Annotated in this window: 14 protein-coding genes; 3 read left to right on the top strand and 11 right to left on the bottom strand. The window is 71.6% G+C overall.

The features are described 5' to 3' along the window. Nucleotides 1-51: 51 nt before the first annotated feature. The 3 genes from ACZ4Z5_RS23675 to rimP form a co-directional block, all read right to left on the bottom strand. Nucleotides 52-330: a YlxR family protein gene (locus ACZ4Z5_RS23675; protein ID WP_468265875.1), complete on the bottom strand. Its 279-nt coding sequence runs from the start codon at nucleotides 328-330 to the stop codon at nucleotides 52-54. 106 nt (nucleotides 331-436) lie between these two features. Then, complete coding sequence (nusA, locus tag ACZ4Z5_RS23670) at nucleotides 437-1,450, bottom strand: transcription termination factor NusA (RefSeq protein ID WP_468265873.1); 1,014 nt, start codon at nucleotides 1,448-1,450, stop codon at nucleotides 437-439. A 2-nt stretch (nucleotides 1,451-1,452) separates the two neighbouring features. Beyond that, the gene (gene rimP / locus ACZ4Z5_RS23665) at nucleotides 1,453-1,950 is read right to left on the bottom strand and encodes a ribosome maturation factor RimP (RefSeq protein WP_468265871.1); all 498 of its coding nucleotides are present in this window, start codon (nucleotides 1,948-1,950) and stop codon (nucleotides 1,453-1,455) included. A 166-nt stretch (nucleotides 1,951-2,116) separates the two neighbouring features. On the opposite strand from rimP, the gene ACZ4Z5_RS23660 reads away from it, so the two are divergent. The 3 genes from ACZ4Z5_RS23660 to ACZ4Z5_RS23650 are packed head-to-tail and all read left to right on the top strand — an operon-like array spanning nucleotide 2,117 to nucleotide 4,059. Then, a complete protein-coding gene (locus ACZ4Z5_RS23660; RefSeq protein ID WP_468265869.1) occupies nucleotides 2,117-2,686 on the top strand; it encodes a hypothetical protein in 570 nt (189 codons plus the stop codon). Next, nucleotides 2,683-3,141: a ferritin-like domain-containing protein gene (locus ACZ4Z5_RS23655; protein WP_468265867.1), complete on the top strand. Its 459-nt coding sequence runs from the start codon at nucleotides 2,683-2,685 to the stop codon at nucleotides 3,139-3,141. The genes ACZ4Z5_RS23660 and ACZ4Z5_RS23655 overlap by 4 nt, the downstream gene beginning before the upstream one ends. An 18-nt stretch (nucleotides 3,142-3,159) precedes the next feature. Continuing rightward, nucleotides 3,160-4,059, top strand: a complete 900-nt coding sequence (locus tag ACZ4Z5_RS23650) for an aminoglycoside phosphotransferase family protein (RefSeq protein WP_468265865.1) — start codon at nucleotides 3,160-3,162, stop codon at nucleotides 4,057-4,059. A 151-nt stretch (nucleotides 4,060-4,210) separates the two neighbouring features. Here the strand turns inward: ACZ4Z5_RS23650 and ACZ4Z5_RS23645 are convergent, their stop codons facing one another. The 8 genes from ACZ4Z5_RS23645 to ACZ4Z5_RS23610 form a co-directional block, all read right to left on the bottom strand. Then, on the bottom strand, nucleotides 4,211-5,905 hold the full coding sequence (locus ACZ4Z5_RS23645; protein WP_468265863.1) for a proline--tRNA ligase: 1,695 nt from the start codon (nucleotides 5,903-5,905) through the stop codon (nucleotides 4,211-4,213). Nucleotides 5,906-6,009: 104 nt separating this feature from the next. Then, a complete protein-coding gene (locus ACZ4Z5_RS23640; protein ID WP_468265861.1) occupies nucleotides 6,010-6,546 on the bottom strand; it encodes a GNAT family N-acetyltransferase in 537 nt (178 codons plus the stop codon). Nucleotides 6,547-6,604: 58 nt separating this feature from the next. Further along, complete coding sequence (locus ACZ4Z5_RS23635; protein WP_468265859.1) at nucleotides 6,605-7,450, bottom strand: GNAT family N-acetyltransferase; 846 nt, start codon at nucleotides 7,448-7,450, stop codon at nucleotides 6,605-6,607. Between the two features lie 189 nt (nucleotides 7,451-7,639). Continuing rightward, the gene (gene ispG / locus ACZ4Z5_RS23630; RefSeq protein WP_468265857.1) at nucleotides 7,640-8,797 is read right to left on the bottom strand and encodes a flavodoxin-dependent (E)-4-hydroxy-3-methylbut-2-enyl-diphosphate synthase; all 1,158 of its coding nucleotides are present in this window, start codon (nucleotides 8,795-8,797) and stop codon (nucleotides 7,640-7,642) included. A 175-nt stretch (nucleotides 8,798-8,972) separates the two neighbouring features. After that, nucleotides 8,973-10,277: a M50 family metallopeptidase gene (locus ACZ4Z5_RS23625; protein WP_468265855.1), complete on the bottom strand. Its 1,305-nt coding sequence runs from the start codon at nucleotides 10,275-10,277 to the stop codon at nucleotides 8,973-8,975. Beyond that, nucleotides 10,274-11,539, bottom strand: a complete 1,266-nt coding sequence (dxr, locus tag ACZ4Z5_RS23620; protein WP_468265853.1) for a 1-deoxy-D-xylulose-5-phosphate reductoisomerase — start codon at nucleotides 11,537-11,539, stop codon at nucleotides 10,274-10,276. The genes ACZ4Z5_RS23625 and dxr overlap by 4 nt, the downstream gene beginning before the upstream one ends. A 100-nt stretch (nucleotides 11,540-11,639) precedes the next feature. Then, nucleotides 11,640-13,577, bottom strand: coding sequence for an acyl-CoA dehydrogenase family protein (locus ACZ4Z5_RS23615; RefSeq protein WP_468265851.1), 1,938 nt, complete (start codon nucleotides 13,575-13,577; stop codon nucleotides 11,640-11,642). A gap of 579 nt (nucleotides 13,578-14,156) precedes the next feature. Then, nucleotides 14,157-15,602, bottom strand: coding sequence for an aldehyde dehydrogenase family protein (locus ACZ4Z5_RS23610; RefSeq protein WP_468265849.1), 1,446 nt, complete (start codon nucleotides 15,600-15,602; stop codon nucleotides 14,157-14,159). Nucleotides 15,603-15,616: the final 14 nt, after the last annotated feature.

Genomic DNA, 15,616 nt, shown 5'->3' with positions numbered 1-15,616 from the left:
AGGTACCTGACCGCACGGGGTTCCGTGCCGTACTTCTGTTTCCGTCACTGCTCACGGTGCTGCCTGCTCGACGTACCGGCGGACGTCCGCGGCATCGAGCGGTCCCCTGGACCGGAAGGCCCTGGGGAACGCCCGGCGGCGGACCGCCAGGTCGAGACAGACCAAGGCGGGGTGTACATAGGCACCCCGGCCGGGCAGCGTACCGCGAGGGTCGGGGACGACGGCGTCCCCGACCGCCACGATGCGCAGCAGTTCGTTCTTGGCCGCTCGCTCCCGGCATCCCACACAGGTTCGCTCAGGGCATGCGCGGGCATGCGTCCGGCCAGACACGCTTAAGTCTACCTCCCCGCGCCGACCTAACCCCTTTGGGGGAAAAATCGAACACTTGATGTCTCAAAATCCGCTGTATGGCCCGCGGCCGGCCGGGGCGGGCTGGTCAGTCCTTGTCCGCGGGCTCGTCAGGCCTTGTCCGCGGCTGCTCGGTGTCCGGGCGGATGTCGATGCGCCATCCGGTGAGCCGTGCGGCCAGACGGGCGTTCTGCCCCTCCTTGCCGATCGCCAGCGACAGCTGGTAGTCCGGCACCGTCACCCGTGCGGAGCGCGATGCGAGGTCCACGACCTCCACCTTGCTCACCCGTGCGGGTGACAGGGCATTGGCGACCATCTCGGCGGGGTCGTCCGACCAGTCGACGATGTCGATCTTCTCGCCGTGCAGTTCGGCCATCACATTGCGGACCCGGCCACCCATCGGGCCGATGCAGGCGCCCTTGGCGTTCAGACCCGAACGGGTGGACCGAACGGCGATCTTGGTGCGGTGGCCGGCCTCGCGGGCGATGGCGGCGATCTCCACCGAACCGTCCGCGATCTCCGGCACCTCCAGCGCGAAGAGCTTCTTCACCAGGTTCGGGTGGGTGCGGGACAGCGTCACGGACGGACCACGGACACCCTTGACGACCCGGACGACGTACGTCCGCAGCCGGGTGCCGTGACTGTAGTCCTCGCCGGGGACCTGCTCCTGCACCGGCAGGATCGCCTCCAGCCTGCCGATGTCGACCAGCACGTTCTTGGGGTCCTTGCCCTGCTGGACCACACCGGCGACGACGTCGCCCTCCCGGCCGGCGAACTCCCCGAAGGTGATCTCGTCCTCGGCGTCCCGCAGACGCTGGAGGATCACCTGCTTGGCGGTGGTGGCCGCGATCCGGCCGAAGCCCGACGGCGTGTCGTCGAACTCGCGGGGCTCCTGGCCCTCCTCGAGTTCCGCCGGATCCTCCTTCGCCCAGACCGTCACGTGCCCGTTCTCGCGGTTGAGCTCGACACGCGCGTGGCGGCGGCTTCCCTCGGTGCGGTGGTAGGCGATGAGGAGGGCCGACTCGATCGCCTCGACCAGCAGGTCGAAGGAGATCTCCTTCTCCCGCACCAGGCCCCGCAGGGCGCTCATGTCGATGTCCACGGCTACGCCTCCTCTTCCTTCTTGTCCTTGCGGCTGAACTCGATCTCCACACGCGCGCGGTCGACGTCCTCGAACGAGATCCGCCGGGTGGTGGCCTTGCGGCCCTTCACGCCCGGGACCTCCAGGTCCAGTCCGTCCTCGTCCACCTGCAGGATGCGCGCGACCAGTTCGCCGCCCTCGTGCAGGTGGAACCGGGCCAGCCGGCCGGTGGCGCGTACGTAGTGACGGGGCTCCTTGAGCGGGCGCTCCGCACCCGGGGAGCTCACTTCGAGGACGTACTCGTCGTCGCCCATGACGTCGGAGTCGTCGAGCTTCTCGGAGATGACACGGCTCAGATCGGCGCAGGCGTCCAGCTCCACGCCCTCGTCCGAGTCCACGACGATCCTCAGCACGCGACGCCTTCCGGCCCGGGACACCTCGATCTCTTCCAGATCCAGATCCTTGGCGCTGACGAGCGGTTCGACCAGCCCGCGCAGCCTCTCGCTCTGGGTGGTGCTCATCCGGGTGACTCCTCGGCCGCGTGTGCTGTTGTGGATACGTCGCGTGTCAGATCAAAGGGTATCCGGTCGCGGGGGGTGTTGCCGTCCACCTGCGCTTGACCCGCGGGTACGCTCGCCTGCGGTGATCAGTGACGGAGGGCGCGGGCCCCGGCCAGAGGAGGCGGACGTGCCGAGCAGCGGACCCACCCGGAGACACGCGCTCCTCGCGACGGGCGCCGCCGCGGCGCTGCTCGCGGGCTGCTCCGACGACGGCGCGCGGAGCCGCGAGGAGGACGCCGCCGCCCGGCGGCGCAGGGCGGCCGCCCGTGCCGAGGCGGCACTGCGGCAGCGGTCCGCCCGCACCAGCCTCGAACTCCTCGGACTGTACGACGCGGTGACCGCGCGGCATCCGTCGACCGCGGACCGGATCGCGGTCCTGCGGGCCGAGACGGAGCGGCACGCCGAGGCGCTGTCCCCCGGGTCCGCACGGCCCGCCGCCGGAACGAGCCCCTCGGCCGCGCCGTCCGCCCCTGCTTCGCCGCCCGCCGCGCCGGGCGCCGGGGTCGCGGGCCGGCCGGCCGTCGCCGCCGAGCCGGCGGCCGCGCTCCGGGACCTCGCGTCCGCCGCCCGACGGGTTTCGGACACCCATCTGAAGGCCCTGGAGACGGCCCCGCCGGAGCTCGCGCGGCTGCTCGCGTCCGTCGCCGCGGCTGCCGCCGCGCACGCGTACCTGCTGACGGAAGGGAACCGCTCGTGACCGACACCGCACTCACCGCCGCGCAGTCCGCCCTCGCCGCCGAGCACGCCGCCGTCTACGGATACGGGGTCGTCGGCGCCCGGGTCGGCGCCGACCGCACGGCCGAGGCCCGCGACGCCTACACCGCGCACCGCGCGCGCCGCGACATGCTGGAGCGCACCGTGCGCGACCTCGGCGGCACCCCGGTGCCGGCCGCCGCCGGCTACGCGCTGCCCTTCCCGGTGCCGGACGGAGCGGCGGCGGCCCGCCTCGCCGCCCATCTGGAGGAGCGGATCGCGGGCGTCTACGGAGACCTGGTGCGGGCCGCCGGGGGGCCGCTGCGGCGGGACGCGGCGGGCGCGCTGCGCGAGGCGGCAGTGCGGGCGGTTCGCTGGCGCGGCGGGAGCGTAGCCTTTCCTGGGCTCGCCGAACGGTCGGTTCCGGCCACCGCGACGGCAGCCCCCTCAGGTACCTGACCAAGGGACGACGCACGCATGGCTTTCGAACCGCCGCAGCGGCTCGTACGAGCGCTCGGCGAGACGTACGGTGACGCGGCGGCGCAGCAGTGGCTCGCACGGCTGCCCGCACTCACCGACGAGGCGATGGCCGGCATGGGACTGACCGCCGACCGGGTGCAGGCCCCCGGCGGCCGGAGCAGCCTGGTCGTCCTCGTCCGCCGGCCGGACGGCACCCCGGCAGCGCTGAAGATCGCGCCGGCCCGGGCCCGTCCCGATCTGGAGCGTGCGGCGCTGGAGCACTGGAACGGCTCGGGCGCGGTGCGGCTGCTGGACGGCACCGCGGACTCGGGGGCGCTGCTGCTGGAGCGGCTGCATCCCGATGTGTCGCTGCGCTCGCTGCCCGAGGCGAAGGCACTGCTGGAGGCCGCCGGAACGGTACGGCGGCTGTGGGTCCCGCCGGCCGAGGGGCATCCCTTCGAGACGGTCGAGGAGCGCACCCGCCGGGAGGCCGAGCCGATGCGGCGCCACGCGGACGCGGAGAGCGCGGCCCTGGTGGAGGCTGCCCTCGCGGCCCGTTCCGAGCTGGTCGGGTCCTCCTCCGAGGTCCTGCTGCTGCACGGCAACTTCCGCCAGAGCAAGGTGCTCGCCGGTGACCGCGCCCCCTGGCTGGCGGTGGGTCCGGAGCCCCTCGTCGGGGAGCGCGCCTATGACCTGGCCCGGCTGGTACGCGACCGTGTCGAAGACCTGATCGCCGCCCCCTCGGGCGCGGCGGCGGCCCGTCGGCGGGTCAGCCGGCTCGCCGACTCCCTCGATGTGGACCGCGCCCGTCTGCACGGCTGGACCCTCTTCCGGGCGGTCGAGTCGGGCGTCCGCGCCCGTGCGGCCGGGCGTCACCAGGACGCCGAGCTGCTGTTGGAGTTCGCGGGCTGGCTCTGATCCCCGGGGTCTGATCCTCGGGGTCTGATCCTCGGGGTCTGATCCTCGGGGTCGGGTCCTTCCCGGTGTCACGCCCGGACACGCCGAAGGGCCCGGGGCTGGAGCCCGGGCCCTTGGTCATACGCGAGACGTCGTCATGCGCCGCGCGTCGTCACGCGCTGAGGCGGGCGACGGCCTCGTCGACGGTGATCTCCTCGCGCTCGCCCGTACGGCGGTCCTTCAGCTCGAGAACGCCCTCGGCCGAGCGGCGGCCGGCGACGAGGATCTTCGGGACGCCGATCAGCTCCGCGTCGGTGAACTTGACGCCCGGCGAGACACCGGCACGGTCGTCGACGAGGACCCGCACGCCCGCGGCGTTCAGCTTCTCGGCTACGTCGAGGGCGAGTTCGGTCTGCAGCGCCTTGCCGGCGGCGACGACGTGCACGTCGGCCGGGGCGACCTCGCGGGGCCAGCACAGGCCCTGCTCGTCGGCGGTCTGCTCGGCCAGCGCGGCCACGGCGCGTGAGACGCCGACGCCGTACGAGCCCATGGTGACGCGGACGGGCTTGCCGTTCTGGCCGAGGACGTCGAGCTGGAAGGCGTCGGCGTACTTCCGGCCCAGCTGGAAGATGTGGCCGATCTCGATCGCCTTGTCGAGCTTGAGTCCGGCGCCGCACTGCGGGCAGGGGTCGCCGGGTTCGACGACCACGACGTCGAGGTACTGGTCGACCTCGAAGTCGCGTCCGCAGACGACGTTCTTCGCGTGCTTGTCGGGCTTGTTGGCGCCGGTGATCCAGGCGGTGCCGGGTGCGACCCGCGGGTCGGCGATGTAGCGGACCTTCTCCAGGCCCTGCGGGCCGACGTAGCCGCGCACCAGGTCGGGGCGGCCCTCGAAGTCCTCGGCCGTGACCAGTTCGACCACCGCGGGGGCGAGGTGCTCGCCCAGCTTGCCGAGGTCGACCTCACGGTCGCCGGGCACGCCGACGGCGGTGATCTCGCCGTCCACCTTGACCAGGAGGTTCTTCAGGGTCGCGGAGGCAGGAACGCCCAGGTGCTCGGCGAGCGACTCGATGGTGGGGGTGTCGGGGGTGTCGAGCTCCTCGACGGGACCGTGGGCCGTGCCGTCCTCCGGCTCGGTGCGGAAGGTGACCGCTTCCGTGTTGGCCGCGTAGTCGCAGTTCGGGCAGTCGACGAAGGTGTCCTCGCCGGCCGCGGCGGGCGCCAGGAACTCCTCGGAGGCCGAACCGCCCATGGCGCCGGAGACCGCGGAGACGATGCGGTGGTCCAGGCCGAGACGGCGGAAGATCTTGATGTAGGCCTCGCGGTGCAGCCGGTAGGACTCGGCGAGGCCCTCGTCGGTGGTGTCGAAGGAGTACGAATCCTTCATCTGGAACTCGCGGCCGCGCAGCACGCCGGAGCGGGGGCGGGCCTCGTCCCGATACTTGGTCTGGATCTGGTAGAGCATCACCGGCAGGTCCTTGTAGGACGTGCACTGGTCCTTGACGACCTGGGTGAAGATCTCCTCGTGCGTCGGGCCGAGGAGGTAGTCCGAGCCCTTGCGGTCCTTGAGGCGGAAGAGCAGGTCGCCGTACTCCTCCCAGCGGCCGCTGGCCTCGTAGGGCTCCTTGGGCAGGAGCGCCGGCAGCAGCACCTCCTGGGCGCCGATGGCGTCCATCTCCTCGCGCACGACGCGGGTGATGTTCTCCAGCACCTTCTTGCCCAGCGGCAGCCAGGTCCAGATGCCGGCGGACGTCCTGCGGACGTAGCCGGCACGGACGAGCAGCTTGTGGCTGAGCGTCTCGGCGTCCGCCGGGTCGTCGCGCAATGTCTTGACCATCAACCGGGACATGCGCTGGACCTGGGCCATGGGGTTCTCTCCTGCGTGTGAAAGGTGGTCCCAGGAGGTTAGCCGGGGCCCGGGGGCACGCGGAAATCCATTGGGCGTACGGCGGCCGCGGCAACGGTCCGGGCTCAGTCCCTGCGCAGCGGCAGGGGTGCCCCCATCACGGCGTAGGGCCTAGCCGCGGACGGGAAGTAGACCTGGTTTGCGAGGTCGGTGTAGCCGAGTGCGCGGTACAGCACGCGGGCCGGGCTCTCGGTGTCGATCGCGGAGAGGATCGACCGGGGTTCGGCCGCGGTGTCGGTGATCGTGGTGATCAGCGAGCGGCCGAGGCCCCGTCCCTGGTAGTCGGGGTGGACGTGCAGTTCGGTGATGACGAAGGACTGGTCGAGCCATCCGTCAGTGCCGCGCCTGCGCATGTACGGCTCGACGACGGTGGACCACCAGTGGGTACGGTCGTTGGGCATGCCGTAGACGAAGCCCACGAGGCTTCCGTCCCGGGTGGTCGCGCCGAACGCGCGGGCGCCGGGGTTGGTGAGGTGCCGCAGGACGATGTGGCGGCGCACGCTGACTTCGTCGTCGCTGAGCCCGAAGGCGACGGCCTGTACGGCGAGTGCGTCGTCGACGCGTGCGGTGAGGTCGAGGGGGCCGACCACGACGTCCATCATGGGCTCGACCCTACTCGTCGGCCGCGGGTGTGGATGTCGGAAGAGCACGCAACAGATGTCAGAAGAGCACGCTCATGAAGGCCCCGGTCTCCCGGAAGCCGACACGGCGGTAGCAGGCTCGGGCCGCGGTGTTGAAGTCGTTGACGTAGAGGCTGACGACCGGCGAGACCTCGTCGAGGGCGTAGCGGAGGACGGCGGCCATGCCGGTGACGGAGAGGCCGCGGCCGCGGTGCCCGGGGGCGACCCAGACGCCCTGGATCTGGCAGGCCTGAGGGGTGGCGGCGCCGATCTCCGCCTTGAAGACGACCTCGCCGTCTTCTATGCGGGCGAAGGCACGGCCGGCGCCGACGAGTTCGGCGACGCGCGCCTGGTAGAGGAGTCCGCCGTCGCCGGCGAGCGGTGAGACGCCAACCTCCTCGGTGAACATGGCCACGCAGGCCGGCATGATCACGTCCATCTCGTCCTTGCGGACGCGGCGCACGCAGGGGTCGGGCTCGATTCCTTCGGGCATGGTCTCGGTGACCATGAGCGGCTGGTTGGCGCGTACCTCGCGGGCGGGGCCCCAGCTGGGTTCGAGGAGCTTCCAGAGCCGGCCGGTGGCTTCCGCGGGGCCGACGATCGAGGAGCAGCGGCGGCCGGCGCGGCGGGCGCGGTCGGCGAAGGCGCGCACGGCGTCAGGGGTGGCGCAGAGGGGCACCAGGTTGGCGCCGGAGTAGCAGAGAGAGGTGAGGGCGCCCTGCTGGTACCAGCCCCACATCTCGCCGCCGAGCCGCCAGGGGTCCAGTCCCGCGGCGCGGACGCGGGAGGCGACGAAGGCGTTGGTGACGGGGTCACGGTCCAGGACGGCGAGCGCTGCGTCGAGGTCGCTGGGTTCGAGGACCCGGGTGGTGGTCTGCGTCAACACGTGGGGGCCTCACCATCAGGTCTGCTGATCTCCGCACTGTACCCGGCGGGCGCCGGGCGTGCCGAACACGGCTGCGGCCCCGCTCCGCGCCTGGGCGCGGAGCGGGGTCGGTGAACGGTGCGCAGGGGCTGCCGGGCAGGACGGCGGTCCGGTGAGCAGGACCGCGGTTCCGGTGAGCGCGACGGCGGGTCAGCCGGCGACGGAGATCTGGGGCTCGCCGGAGGCGATGCCGTCCTCCTGCATCTGCTCGGCGATCTTCAGGGCCTCCTCGATGAGGGTCTCCACGATCTTCGACTCCGGCACGGTCTTGATGACCTCGCCCTTCACGAAGATCTGTCCCTTGCCATTGCCGGAGGCGACGCCGAGGTCGGCCTCGCGGGCCTCGCCGGGGCCGTTGACGACGCAGCCCATGACGGCGACGCGGAGCGGCACCTCCATGCCCTCCAGGCCGGCGGAGACCTGGTCGGCGAGCTTGTAGACGTCGACCTGGGCGCGGCCGCAGGAGGGGCAGGAGACGATCTCCAGCCGGCGCTGGCGGAGGTTCAGCGACTCCAGGATCTGGATGCCGACCTTGACCTCCTCGGCCGGCGGCGCGGAGAGCGAGACGCGGATGGTGTCGCCGATGCCCTCGCTGAGCAGCGCGCCGAACGCGACGGCGGACTTGATGGTGCCCTGGAAGGCCGGTCCGGCCTCGGTGACTCCGAGGTGCAGCGGGTAGTCGCACTGGGCGGCGAGCTGCCGGTAGGCGTTGACCATGACCACGGGGTCGTTGTGCTTGACCGAGATCTTGATGTCGTGGAAGCCGTGCTCCTCGAACAGCGAGGCCTCCCAGAGTGCGGACTCGACCAGCGCCTCGGGCGTGGCCTTGCCGTACTTCTGGAGCAGCCGCCGGTCGAGGGAACCGGCGTTCACGCCGATGCGGATCGGGGTGCCGGCGTCCCCGGCGGCCTTGGCGATCTCCTTGACCTTGTCGTCGAACTGCTTGATGTTGCCCGGGTTGACGCGGACCGCGGCGCAGCCCGCGTCGATTGCGGCGAAGACGTACTTCGGCTGGAAGTGGATGTCCGCGATGACGGGGATCTGGGACTTCTTCGCGATGGTCGCCAGGGCGTCGGCGTCGTCCTGGGTCGGGCAGGCGACCCGGACGATCTGGCAGCCGGACGCGGTGAGCTCGGCGATCTGCTGGAGCGTGGCGCCCACGTCCGAGGTACGGGTCGTCGTCATCGACTGCACCGATACGGGTGCGTCTCCACCGACCGCCACGGATCCGACCTGGATCTGCCGGCTCTTGCGGCGCTCGGCGAGCTTCGTCGGAACGGACGGCATTCCCAGAGAAATCGCAGTCATCTGCTGTGCAACCCCAAGGTGTGGATCAAGGTCCCGATAGGAGCGGGCTCCGGTCTCCGAGACTACGGCACGAGCCTTGCGCGGAGCACATCACGTCCGTGTGTCAGCCGGGAGCGGGACCGGACGTGAAGGGCCGGACACCCGGGGGTGTCCGGCCCTTCTGCTCACAGGATTCTCAGGAGATGCGGACGGGGTTGACGACGTCCGCGATGAGGACGAGCAGGGTGAAGCAGATGAAGATGCCGGCGACGACGTACGCGAGGGGCATCAGTTTGGCCACGTCGAACGGTCCCGGGTCGGGACGCCGGAACAGGCGTGCGACGTTGCGGCGCAGGGACTCCCAGAGCGCCCCCGCGATGTGTCCGCCGTCGAGGGGCAGCAGGGGCAGCATGTTGAACAGGAAGAGGGAGAGGTTGAAGCCCGCGACGAGGAACAGGAACATGCCGATCGTGTTCTCCATCGGCAGGCCGAGACCGAAGATCTCGCCGCCGATGCGTGCGGCTCCGACGACGCCCACCGGGGAGTCGGCCTTGCGTTCGGCGCCGTTGAAGGCGGCGTTCCACAGGTCGGGGACCTTGGAGGGCATGTCGACCAGGGCCTGGACGCCGGACTCCATCATGTCGACCATCCGGTCGGCCGACTGGGCCAGGGTGAGCGGCTTGTCGACGGTCTCCGCGGCGAAGCCGAGGTAGCCGGCCTCGACGTACTTGTCGGGGACGATGTTGCCGTTCTCGTCCTTCTGGGCGACCTTGTTGCTGGTGAGCGTGGCGTTCAGCACCGTCTCCCGGCCGTCGCGCTCGACGGTGACGGTGGCGGGGCCGATGGTCCGGCGGATGCTCTCGGAGAGCGTCTGCCAGTCGTCCACCCGCTTGCCGTTGAAGGCGACGATCGTGTCGCCGGCCCGGAGACCGGCCGCCTTGGCCGGCGCCTCCGGGTCGCTGGACCGGCAGTCCCGGCGCTTCTCGGTCTGCTCGATGACGCAGGGCTGGACCGATTCGACGGTGGTGGTCTGCTGGGCCACGCCCACGGTCATGAAGACGCCGAAGAAGATCGCGACGGCCAGGACCAGGTTCATGAACGGGCCGGCGAACATGACGATCACGCGCTTCCACGGTTTGCGCGTGTAGAAGAGCCGTGTCTCGTCGCCCGGTTGGAGCTCCTCGAAGGCGGCCGAGCGGGCGTCCTCGATCATGCTGCGCCAAGGGGAGGTGGACCGGGCCTCGATCCGGCCGTCCGGCCCCGGCGGGAACATGCCGATCATGCGGATGTAGCCACCGAGCGGGAGCGCCTTGATGCCGTACTCGGTCTCGCCCTTCATGCGGGACCAGATGGTCGGGCCGAAGCCGACCATGTACTGCGGGACACGAATGCCGAAGAGCTTGGCGGTCGAGAGGTGACCCAGCTCGTGCCAGGCGATCGAGACGAGCAGACCGACGACGAAGATCAGTACGCCGAGGACCGTCATCAGGATCATCGTCATGCGCGCGCCTCCGCTGTGCTCTCTCCGGTGAGTTCCCCGGCCAGTTCACGGGCCCGGGCCCGCGCCCAGGTCTCCGCTTCGAGGACGTCCCCGACCGTGAGGGAAGTTCCCCCGCGGGGGGTCCCGTGCTCGGTCACGACCTCGGTGACGGTGTCCATGATGCCGTTGAACGGGAGTCTGCCTGCGAGAAATGCCTCGACGCACTCCTCGTTCGCGGCATTGAACACCGCAGGGGCGGTTCCTCCCAGCGCGCCGACGTGCCGGGCGAGTCCCACGGCGGGGAAGGCCTCGGTGTCGAGGGGGAAGAACTCCCAGCTGGACGCCGTGGCCCAGTCGAAGGCCGGGGCGGCGTCCGGCACCCGCTGGGGCCAGCCGAGGCCGAGGGCGATGGGGCCGCGCATGTCGGGCGGGGTGGCCTGGGCGAGCGTCGAGCCGTCGGTGAACTCCACCATCGAGTGAACGTACGACTGGGGGTGCACGACGACCTCGATGCGCTCGAAGGGGATGTCGTAGAGCAGATGGGCCTCGATGACCTCCAGGCCCTTGTTGACCAGTGTGGCGCTGTTCACCGTGATCACCGGGCCCATGGCCCAGGTGGGGTGGGCGAGGGCGTCCTCACGGGTGACGTGCGCCAGTTCGGCGCGGGTGCGGCCGCGGAAGGGCCCGCCGGAGGCGGTGACGACCAGCTTGCGTACATCGGCCCGGGTGCCGGCGGCGAGCGCCTGGAAGAGCGCCGCGTGCTCGGAGTCGACGGGGATGATCTGGCCGGGCTTGGCGAGCGCCTTGACGAGCGGGCCGCCGACGATCAGCGACTCCTTGTTGGCGAGGGCCAGGGTGCGGCCGGCTTCGAGGGCGGCGAGGGTGGGGGCGAGCCCGATGGAGCCCGTGATGCCGTTGAGGACCGTGTGGCAGGGCGATGCGGCGAGCTGGGTGGCCGCGTCCGGGCCCGCGAGGATCTCGGGCAGCGGCTCACCGGCGCCGTACCGGGCGGCGAGGGCTTCGCGCAGGGCGGGGACGGTGTCCTCGCGGGCGACGGCGACGGTCCGTACCCGGAGCTGGTGTGCCTGTTCGGCGAGCAGGGCGACCCGGCCGCCCGCGGCGGAGAGCCCCGTGATCCGGAACCGGTCGGGGTTGCGCAGGACCAGATCGATGGCCTGGGTGCCGATGGACCCGGTGGAGCCGAGGACGACGATGTCCCGGCGGCCTTCGGAGGGGTCGAAGACGATGTGCGGGTCGGCGAGGGGGGCTGGGCTGTCGCTCATCCCCCCATTCTTGCCGCACGGGTGCCCCTGCCGTGCCGCCGGGTCGGCAGGGGCGGTGTCCGTGGGCGGACGGGCGCGGACCGGCCGCGCACGGCCCGGGTCAGCGGATGGGGCGGTGGACGTTCTCCTGGGTGGCCGGGCCTGGGGTGGCGTCGGCGATCCACGGCCCTTCGCCGCTGGGGTCGACGACGCCCTGCTCCAGCCAGGTGTAGGCGCCGTCGAGCACACCGGCGACGACCTTGCGGTCGAGCTCGTCGGTGTTGCTCCAGAGCCGGTCGAAGAGCTCCTCCACACGCAGCCGCGCCTGCCGGCAGAAGGCGTCGGCCAGCCGGTAGGCCTCGCGCCCGTGCTCACCGGTGGTGCGCAGCATCTCGGCGCGGACGCAGGCCGCGCTCATCGCGAAGAGTTCGGCGCCGATGTCGACGATCCGGCCGAGGAAGCCCTGTTTGGTCTCCATCCGGCCCTGCCAGCGGGACATTGCGTAGAAGGTGGAGCGGGCGAGCTTCCGGGAGGACCGCTCGACGTAGCGCAGGTGCGGGGAGAGGTCGGTGTGCCCCGCGGGGTGGAACTCGGAGTAGGAGCGCGGGAGCCTGCCCCGACCGGTGACGAGTTTCGGGAGCCAGCGGGCGTAGAAGGCGGCGGCGCCGGCGCCGGCCTTCGCCTTCTCCGACAGGGACTTGTCGGGGTCGATGAGGTCGCCGGCCACCGACAGATGGGCGTCGACGGCCTCCCGGGCGATCAGCAGGTGCATGATCTCGGTGGACCCCTCGAAGATCCGGTTGATGCGCATGTCGCGGAGCAACTGCTCGGCGGGTACGGCGCGTTCGCCGCGGGCTGCGAGGGAGGCGGCCGTCTCGAATCCGCGGCCGCCGCGGATCTGGACCAGTTCGTCGGCCATCAGCCAGGCCATCTCGCTGCCGTACAGCTTGGCGAGGGCCGCTTCGATGCGGATGTCGTTGCGCTTCTCGTCGGCCATCTGGGACGACAGGTCGAGGACCGCTTCGAGGGCGAAGGTCGTCGCCGCGATGAAGGAGATCTTGGAGCCGATCGCCTCGTGCCGGGCGATGGGCTTGCCCCACTGCTCGCGGGCGGCGGACCATTCGCGGGCGATCTTCAGGCACCACTTGCCGGAGCCCGCGCACATGGCGGGGAGGGAGAGCCGGCCGGTGTTGAGGGTGGTGAGGGCGATCTTCAGCCCGGAGCCCTCGGGGCCGATGCGGTTCGCGGCGGGTACTCGGACCTGGTGGAGGCGGGTGACGCCGTTCTCGATGCCGCGCAGGCCCATGAACGCGTTGCGGTGCTCGACGGTGATGCCGGGGGAGTCGGCCTCCACGACGAAGGCCGTGATGCCGCCCTTGCGGCCCTCCCCTGCCGGGACGCGGGCCATGACCACGAGCAGGTCGGCGACGACACCGTTGGTGGTCCACAGTTTCACGCCGTCGAGTACGTACGTGTCGTCTCCGTCGGGCACCGCGGTCGTGGCCAGCCGCGCCGGGTCGGAGCCGACGTCCGGTTCGGTGAGCAGGAAGGCGGAGATGTCGGTGCGGGCGCAGCGGGGCAGGAAGGTGTCCTTCTGCTCCTGGGTGCCGAAGATCTTCAGGGGCTGCGGTACGCCGATGGACTGGTGGGCGGAGAGCAGCGCGCCGATGGCCGGGCTCGCCGAACCCGCCAGGGCGAGCGCCTTGTTGTAGTAGACCTGGGTGAGGCCGAGCCCCCCGTACTTGACGTCGATCTTCATGCCGAGGGCCCCGAGTTCCTTGAGGCCGTTGACGACGTCGTCGGGGATGCGGGCCTCGCGCTCTATGAGCGCGCCGTCGACCTTGGTCTCGCAGAACTCGCGCAGCCGGGTGAGGAACTGCTCGCCGCGCTGGACGTCCTCGGGGGACGGCAGCGGGTGCGGGTGGATCAGGTCGAGCCGGAAGCGGCCGAGGAACAGTTCCTTGGCGAAGCTCGGCTTTCGCCAGTCCTGCTCGCGTGCGGCCTCGGCCACTTGCCGGGCTTCGCGTTCGGTGACTTTGGGCTTGGTCGGAGCGGTCATGAGGAGCTCACCTCGCCGCGGAGTGGGGACCGATTACCGTTCGGTACTACTCGTCCGTATGTACCCGAATCCGGGGAGCCTCACCAGTCCTCGGGCACCCTCCGCGGCGGCCCCCGGCGCGCGCCCTGGCGGAAACACTACGGCCGCAGGCCCAGCGGGGGTGTCCTTCGCGATTGCCCTCACCTGCCCCGATCGGGTGACGGCGACCCCGGCCGTCCGGGCTGCCCCGGACGACGCGGCGACCGCGTTGCCCGGGACAGCCGGAGGCGCCGGCTGCGACGTGCACGGGGTCCGTCCCGGCAGCAGTCCGCCAAGTCGGCCGGGCGGACTCCCGCCCTGGACTCCGGCTCCTCGTCCACGACGCCGGCGGCCCCCACAGGAACGACCGGATCCACAGGCCCGGTCGGCGCCACAGGCGCCACGGGCGCAACCGACCCCGTGGACGCGTTCATCGTCCGGGGCGAGACCGTGAGGTCCGTCCCCCCGGCGCAGCTCCGAGGCTGCCGGCGTCCCCGAGGGCACAAAGCAACGGCCGGAGCCCCCGCACAGTGGGCTCCGGCCGTCGGTCCGGGTGGCGTACTACAGGGCGAGTCCGGTCAGGACCAGGACTCGCTCGTACGTGTAGTCGTCCATCGCGTACTTGACGCCCTCACGGCCCACGCCGGACTGCTTGACGCCGCCGTACGGCATCTGGTCGGCGCGGTAGGAGGGGGCGTCGCCGATGACCACGCCGCCGACCTCCAGTGCGCGGTGGGCGCGGAAGGCGGTCTGCAGGTCGTGGGTGAAGACGCCGGTCTGGAGACCGAACTTGGAGTTGTTGACCTCGGCGAAGGCCTCGGTCTCGCCGTCGACGCGGTGCAGGGTCAGGACCGGGCCGAAGACCTCCTCGCAGGCGAGGGTGGTGCCGGCCGGGACGTCGGCGATCACGGTCGGGGCGTAGCTGGCGCCCTCGCGCTTGCCGCCGCTGAGCAGCTTCGCGCCGGCGGCGACGGCCTCGTCGACCCACGCCTCGACGCGCTTCGCGGCGTCCTCGCTGACCAGGGGGCCGACGTCGGTGGAGTCGTCGGACGGGTCGCCGGTGCCCTGGGCCTCGACGGCGGCGACGACCTTCGGCACGAGCCGGTCGTAGACCGAGGCGTCGGCGATGACGCGCTGCACGGAGATGCAGGACTGGCCGGCCTGGTAGTTGGCGAACATGGCGACCCGGGTCGCGGCCCAGTCCAGGTCCTCCTCGGAGGACCAGTCGGCGAGGACGACGGCGGCGGCGTTGCCGCCCAGCTCCAGGGTGCAGTGCTTGTGCGGCACGGACTCCTGGATGGCGTAGCCGACCTTGTCGGAGCCGGTGAAGGAGATGACCGGCAGGCGCTCGTCCTGGACCAGGGCGGGCATGCGGTCGTTCGGCACGGGCAGCACGGACCAGGAGCCGGCCGGCAGGTCGGTCTCGGCGAGCAGCTCGCCGAGGATCAGCGCGGAGAGCGGCGTGGCCGGGGCGGGCTTCAGGATGATCGGGGCACCCACGGCGATGGCCGGGGCGACCTTGTGGGCGCACAGGTTCAGCGGGAAGTTGAACGGTGCGATGCCCAGGACGACGCCCTTGGGGAAGCGGCGGGTGAGGGCCAGCCGGCCGGTGCCGCCGGCGTCGGTGTCGAGGCGCTGGGCCTCGCCGCCGTTGAAGCGGCGGGCTTCCTCGGCCGCGAAGCGGAACACGGAGACGGCGCGGCCGACCTCGCCGCGCGCCCACTTGATCGGCTTGCCGTTCTCGGCGGAGATCAGCTGGGCGATCTCCTCGGTGCGCTCCAGCAGTCGCTTCGACACGTGGTCGAGGGCCGCGGCCCGTACGTGCGCGGGAGTGGCGGCGAACTCGTCGACGACGGCGTGCGCCGCAGCGACGGCTTCCTCGACCTGGGCCTCGGTCGGGACGGCGGCCTTGCCGACGAGCCGGCCGTCCCAGGGGGAGGTGACGTCGAACGTGTCCTCGCCGGTGGCCTGGCGGCCGGCCAGCCAGAAGGCGTGGGTGGAAGTCATGCGAGTCCCGGCCC

Source organism: Streptomyces sp. NPDC030222, assembly GCF_055573115.1.
This window is presented reverse-complemented; position numbering and strand designations above follow the sequence as displayed.

What these genes read in the sequence shown, in the direction of transcription:
- ACZ4Z5_RS23645 (WP_468265863.1), bottom strand. Translation starts at nt 5,905, where the DNA reads ATGGCCCAGGTCCAGCGCATGTCCCGGTTGATGGTCAAGACATTGCGC.
- dxr (WP_468265853.1), bottom strand. Translation starts at nt 11,539, where the DNA reads ATGAGCGACAGCCCAGCCCCCCTCGCCGACCCGCACATCGTCTTCGAC.
- ACZ4Z5_RS23615 (WP_468265851.1), bottom strand. Translation starts at nt 13,577, where the DNA reads ATGACCGCTCCGACCAAGCCCAAAGTCACCGAACGCGAAGCCCGGCAA.
- ACZ4Z5_RS23610 (WP_468265849.1), bottom strand. Translation starts at nt 15,602, where the DNA reads ATGACTTCCACCCACGCCTTCTGGCTGGCCGGCCGCCAGGCCACCGGC.
- rimP (WP_468265871.1), bottom strand. Translation starts at nt 1,950, where the DNA reads ATGAGCACCACCCAGAGCGAGAGGCTGCGCGGGCTGGTCGAACCGCTC.
- ACZ4Z5_RS23640 (WP_468265861.1), bottom strand. Translation starts at nt 6,546, where the DNA reads ATGATGGACGTCGTGGTCGGCCCCCTCGACCTCACCGCACGCGTCGAC.
- ACZ4Z5_RS23650 (WP_468265865.1), top strand. Translation starts at nt 3,160, where the DNA reads ATGGCTTTCGAACCGCCGCAGCGGCTCGTACGAGCGCTCGGCGAGACG.
- ACZ4Z5_RS23625 (WP_468265855.1), bottom strand. Translation starts at nt 10,277, where the DNA reads ATGACGATGATCCTGATGACGGTCCTCGGCGTACTGATCTTCGTCGTC.
- ispG (WP_468265857.1), bottom strand. Translation starts at nt 8,797, where the DNA reads ATGACTGCGATTTCTCTGGGAATGCCGTCCGTTCCGACGAAGCTCGCC.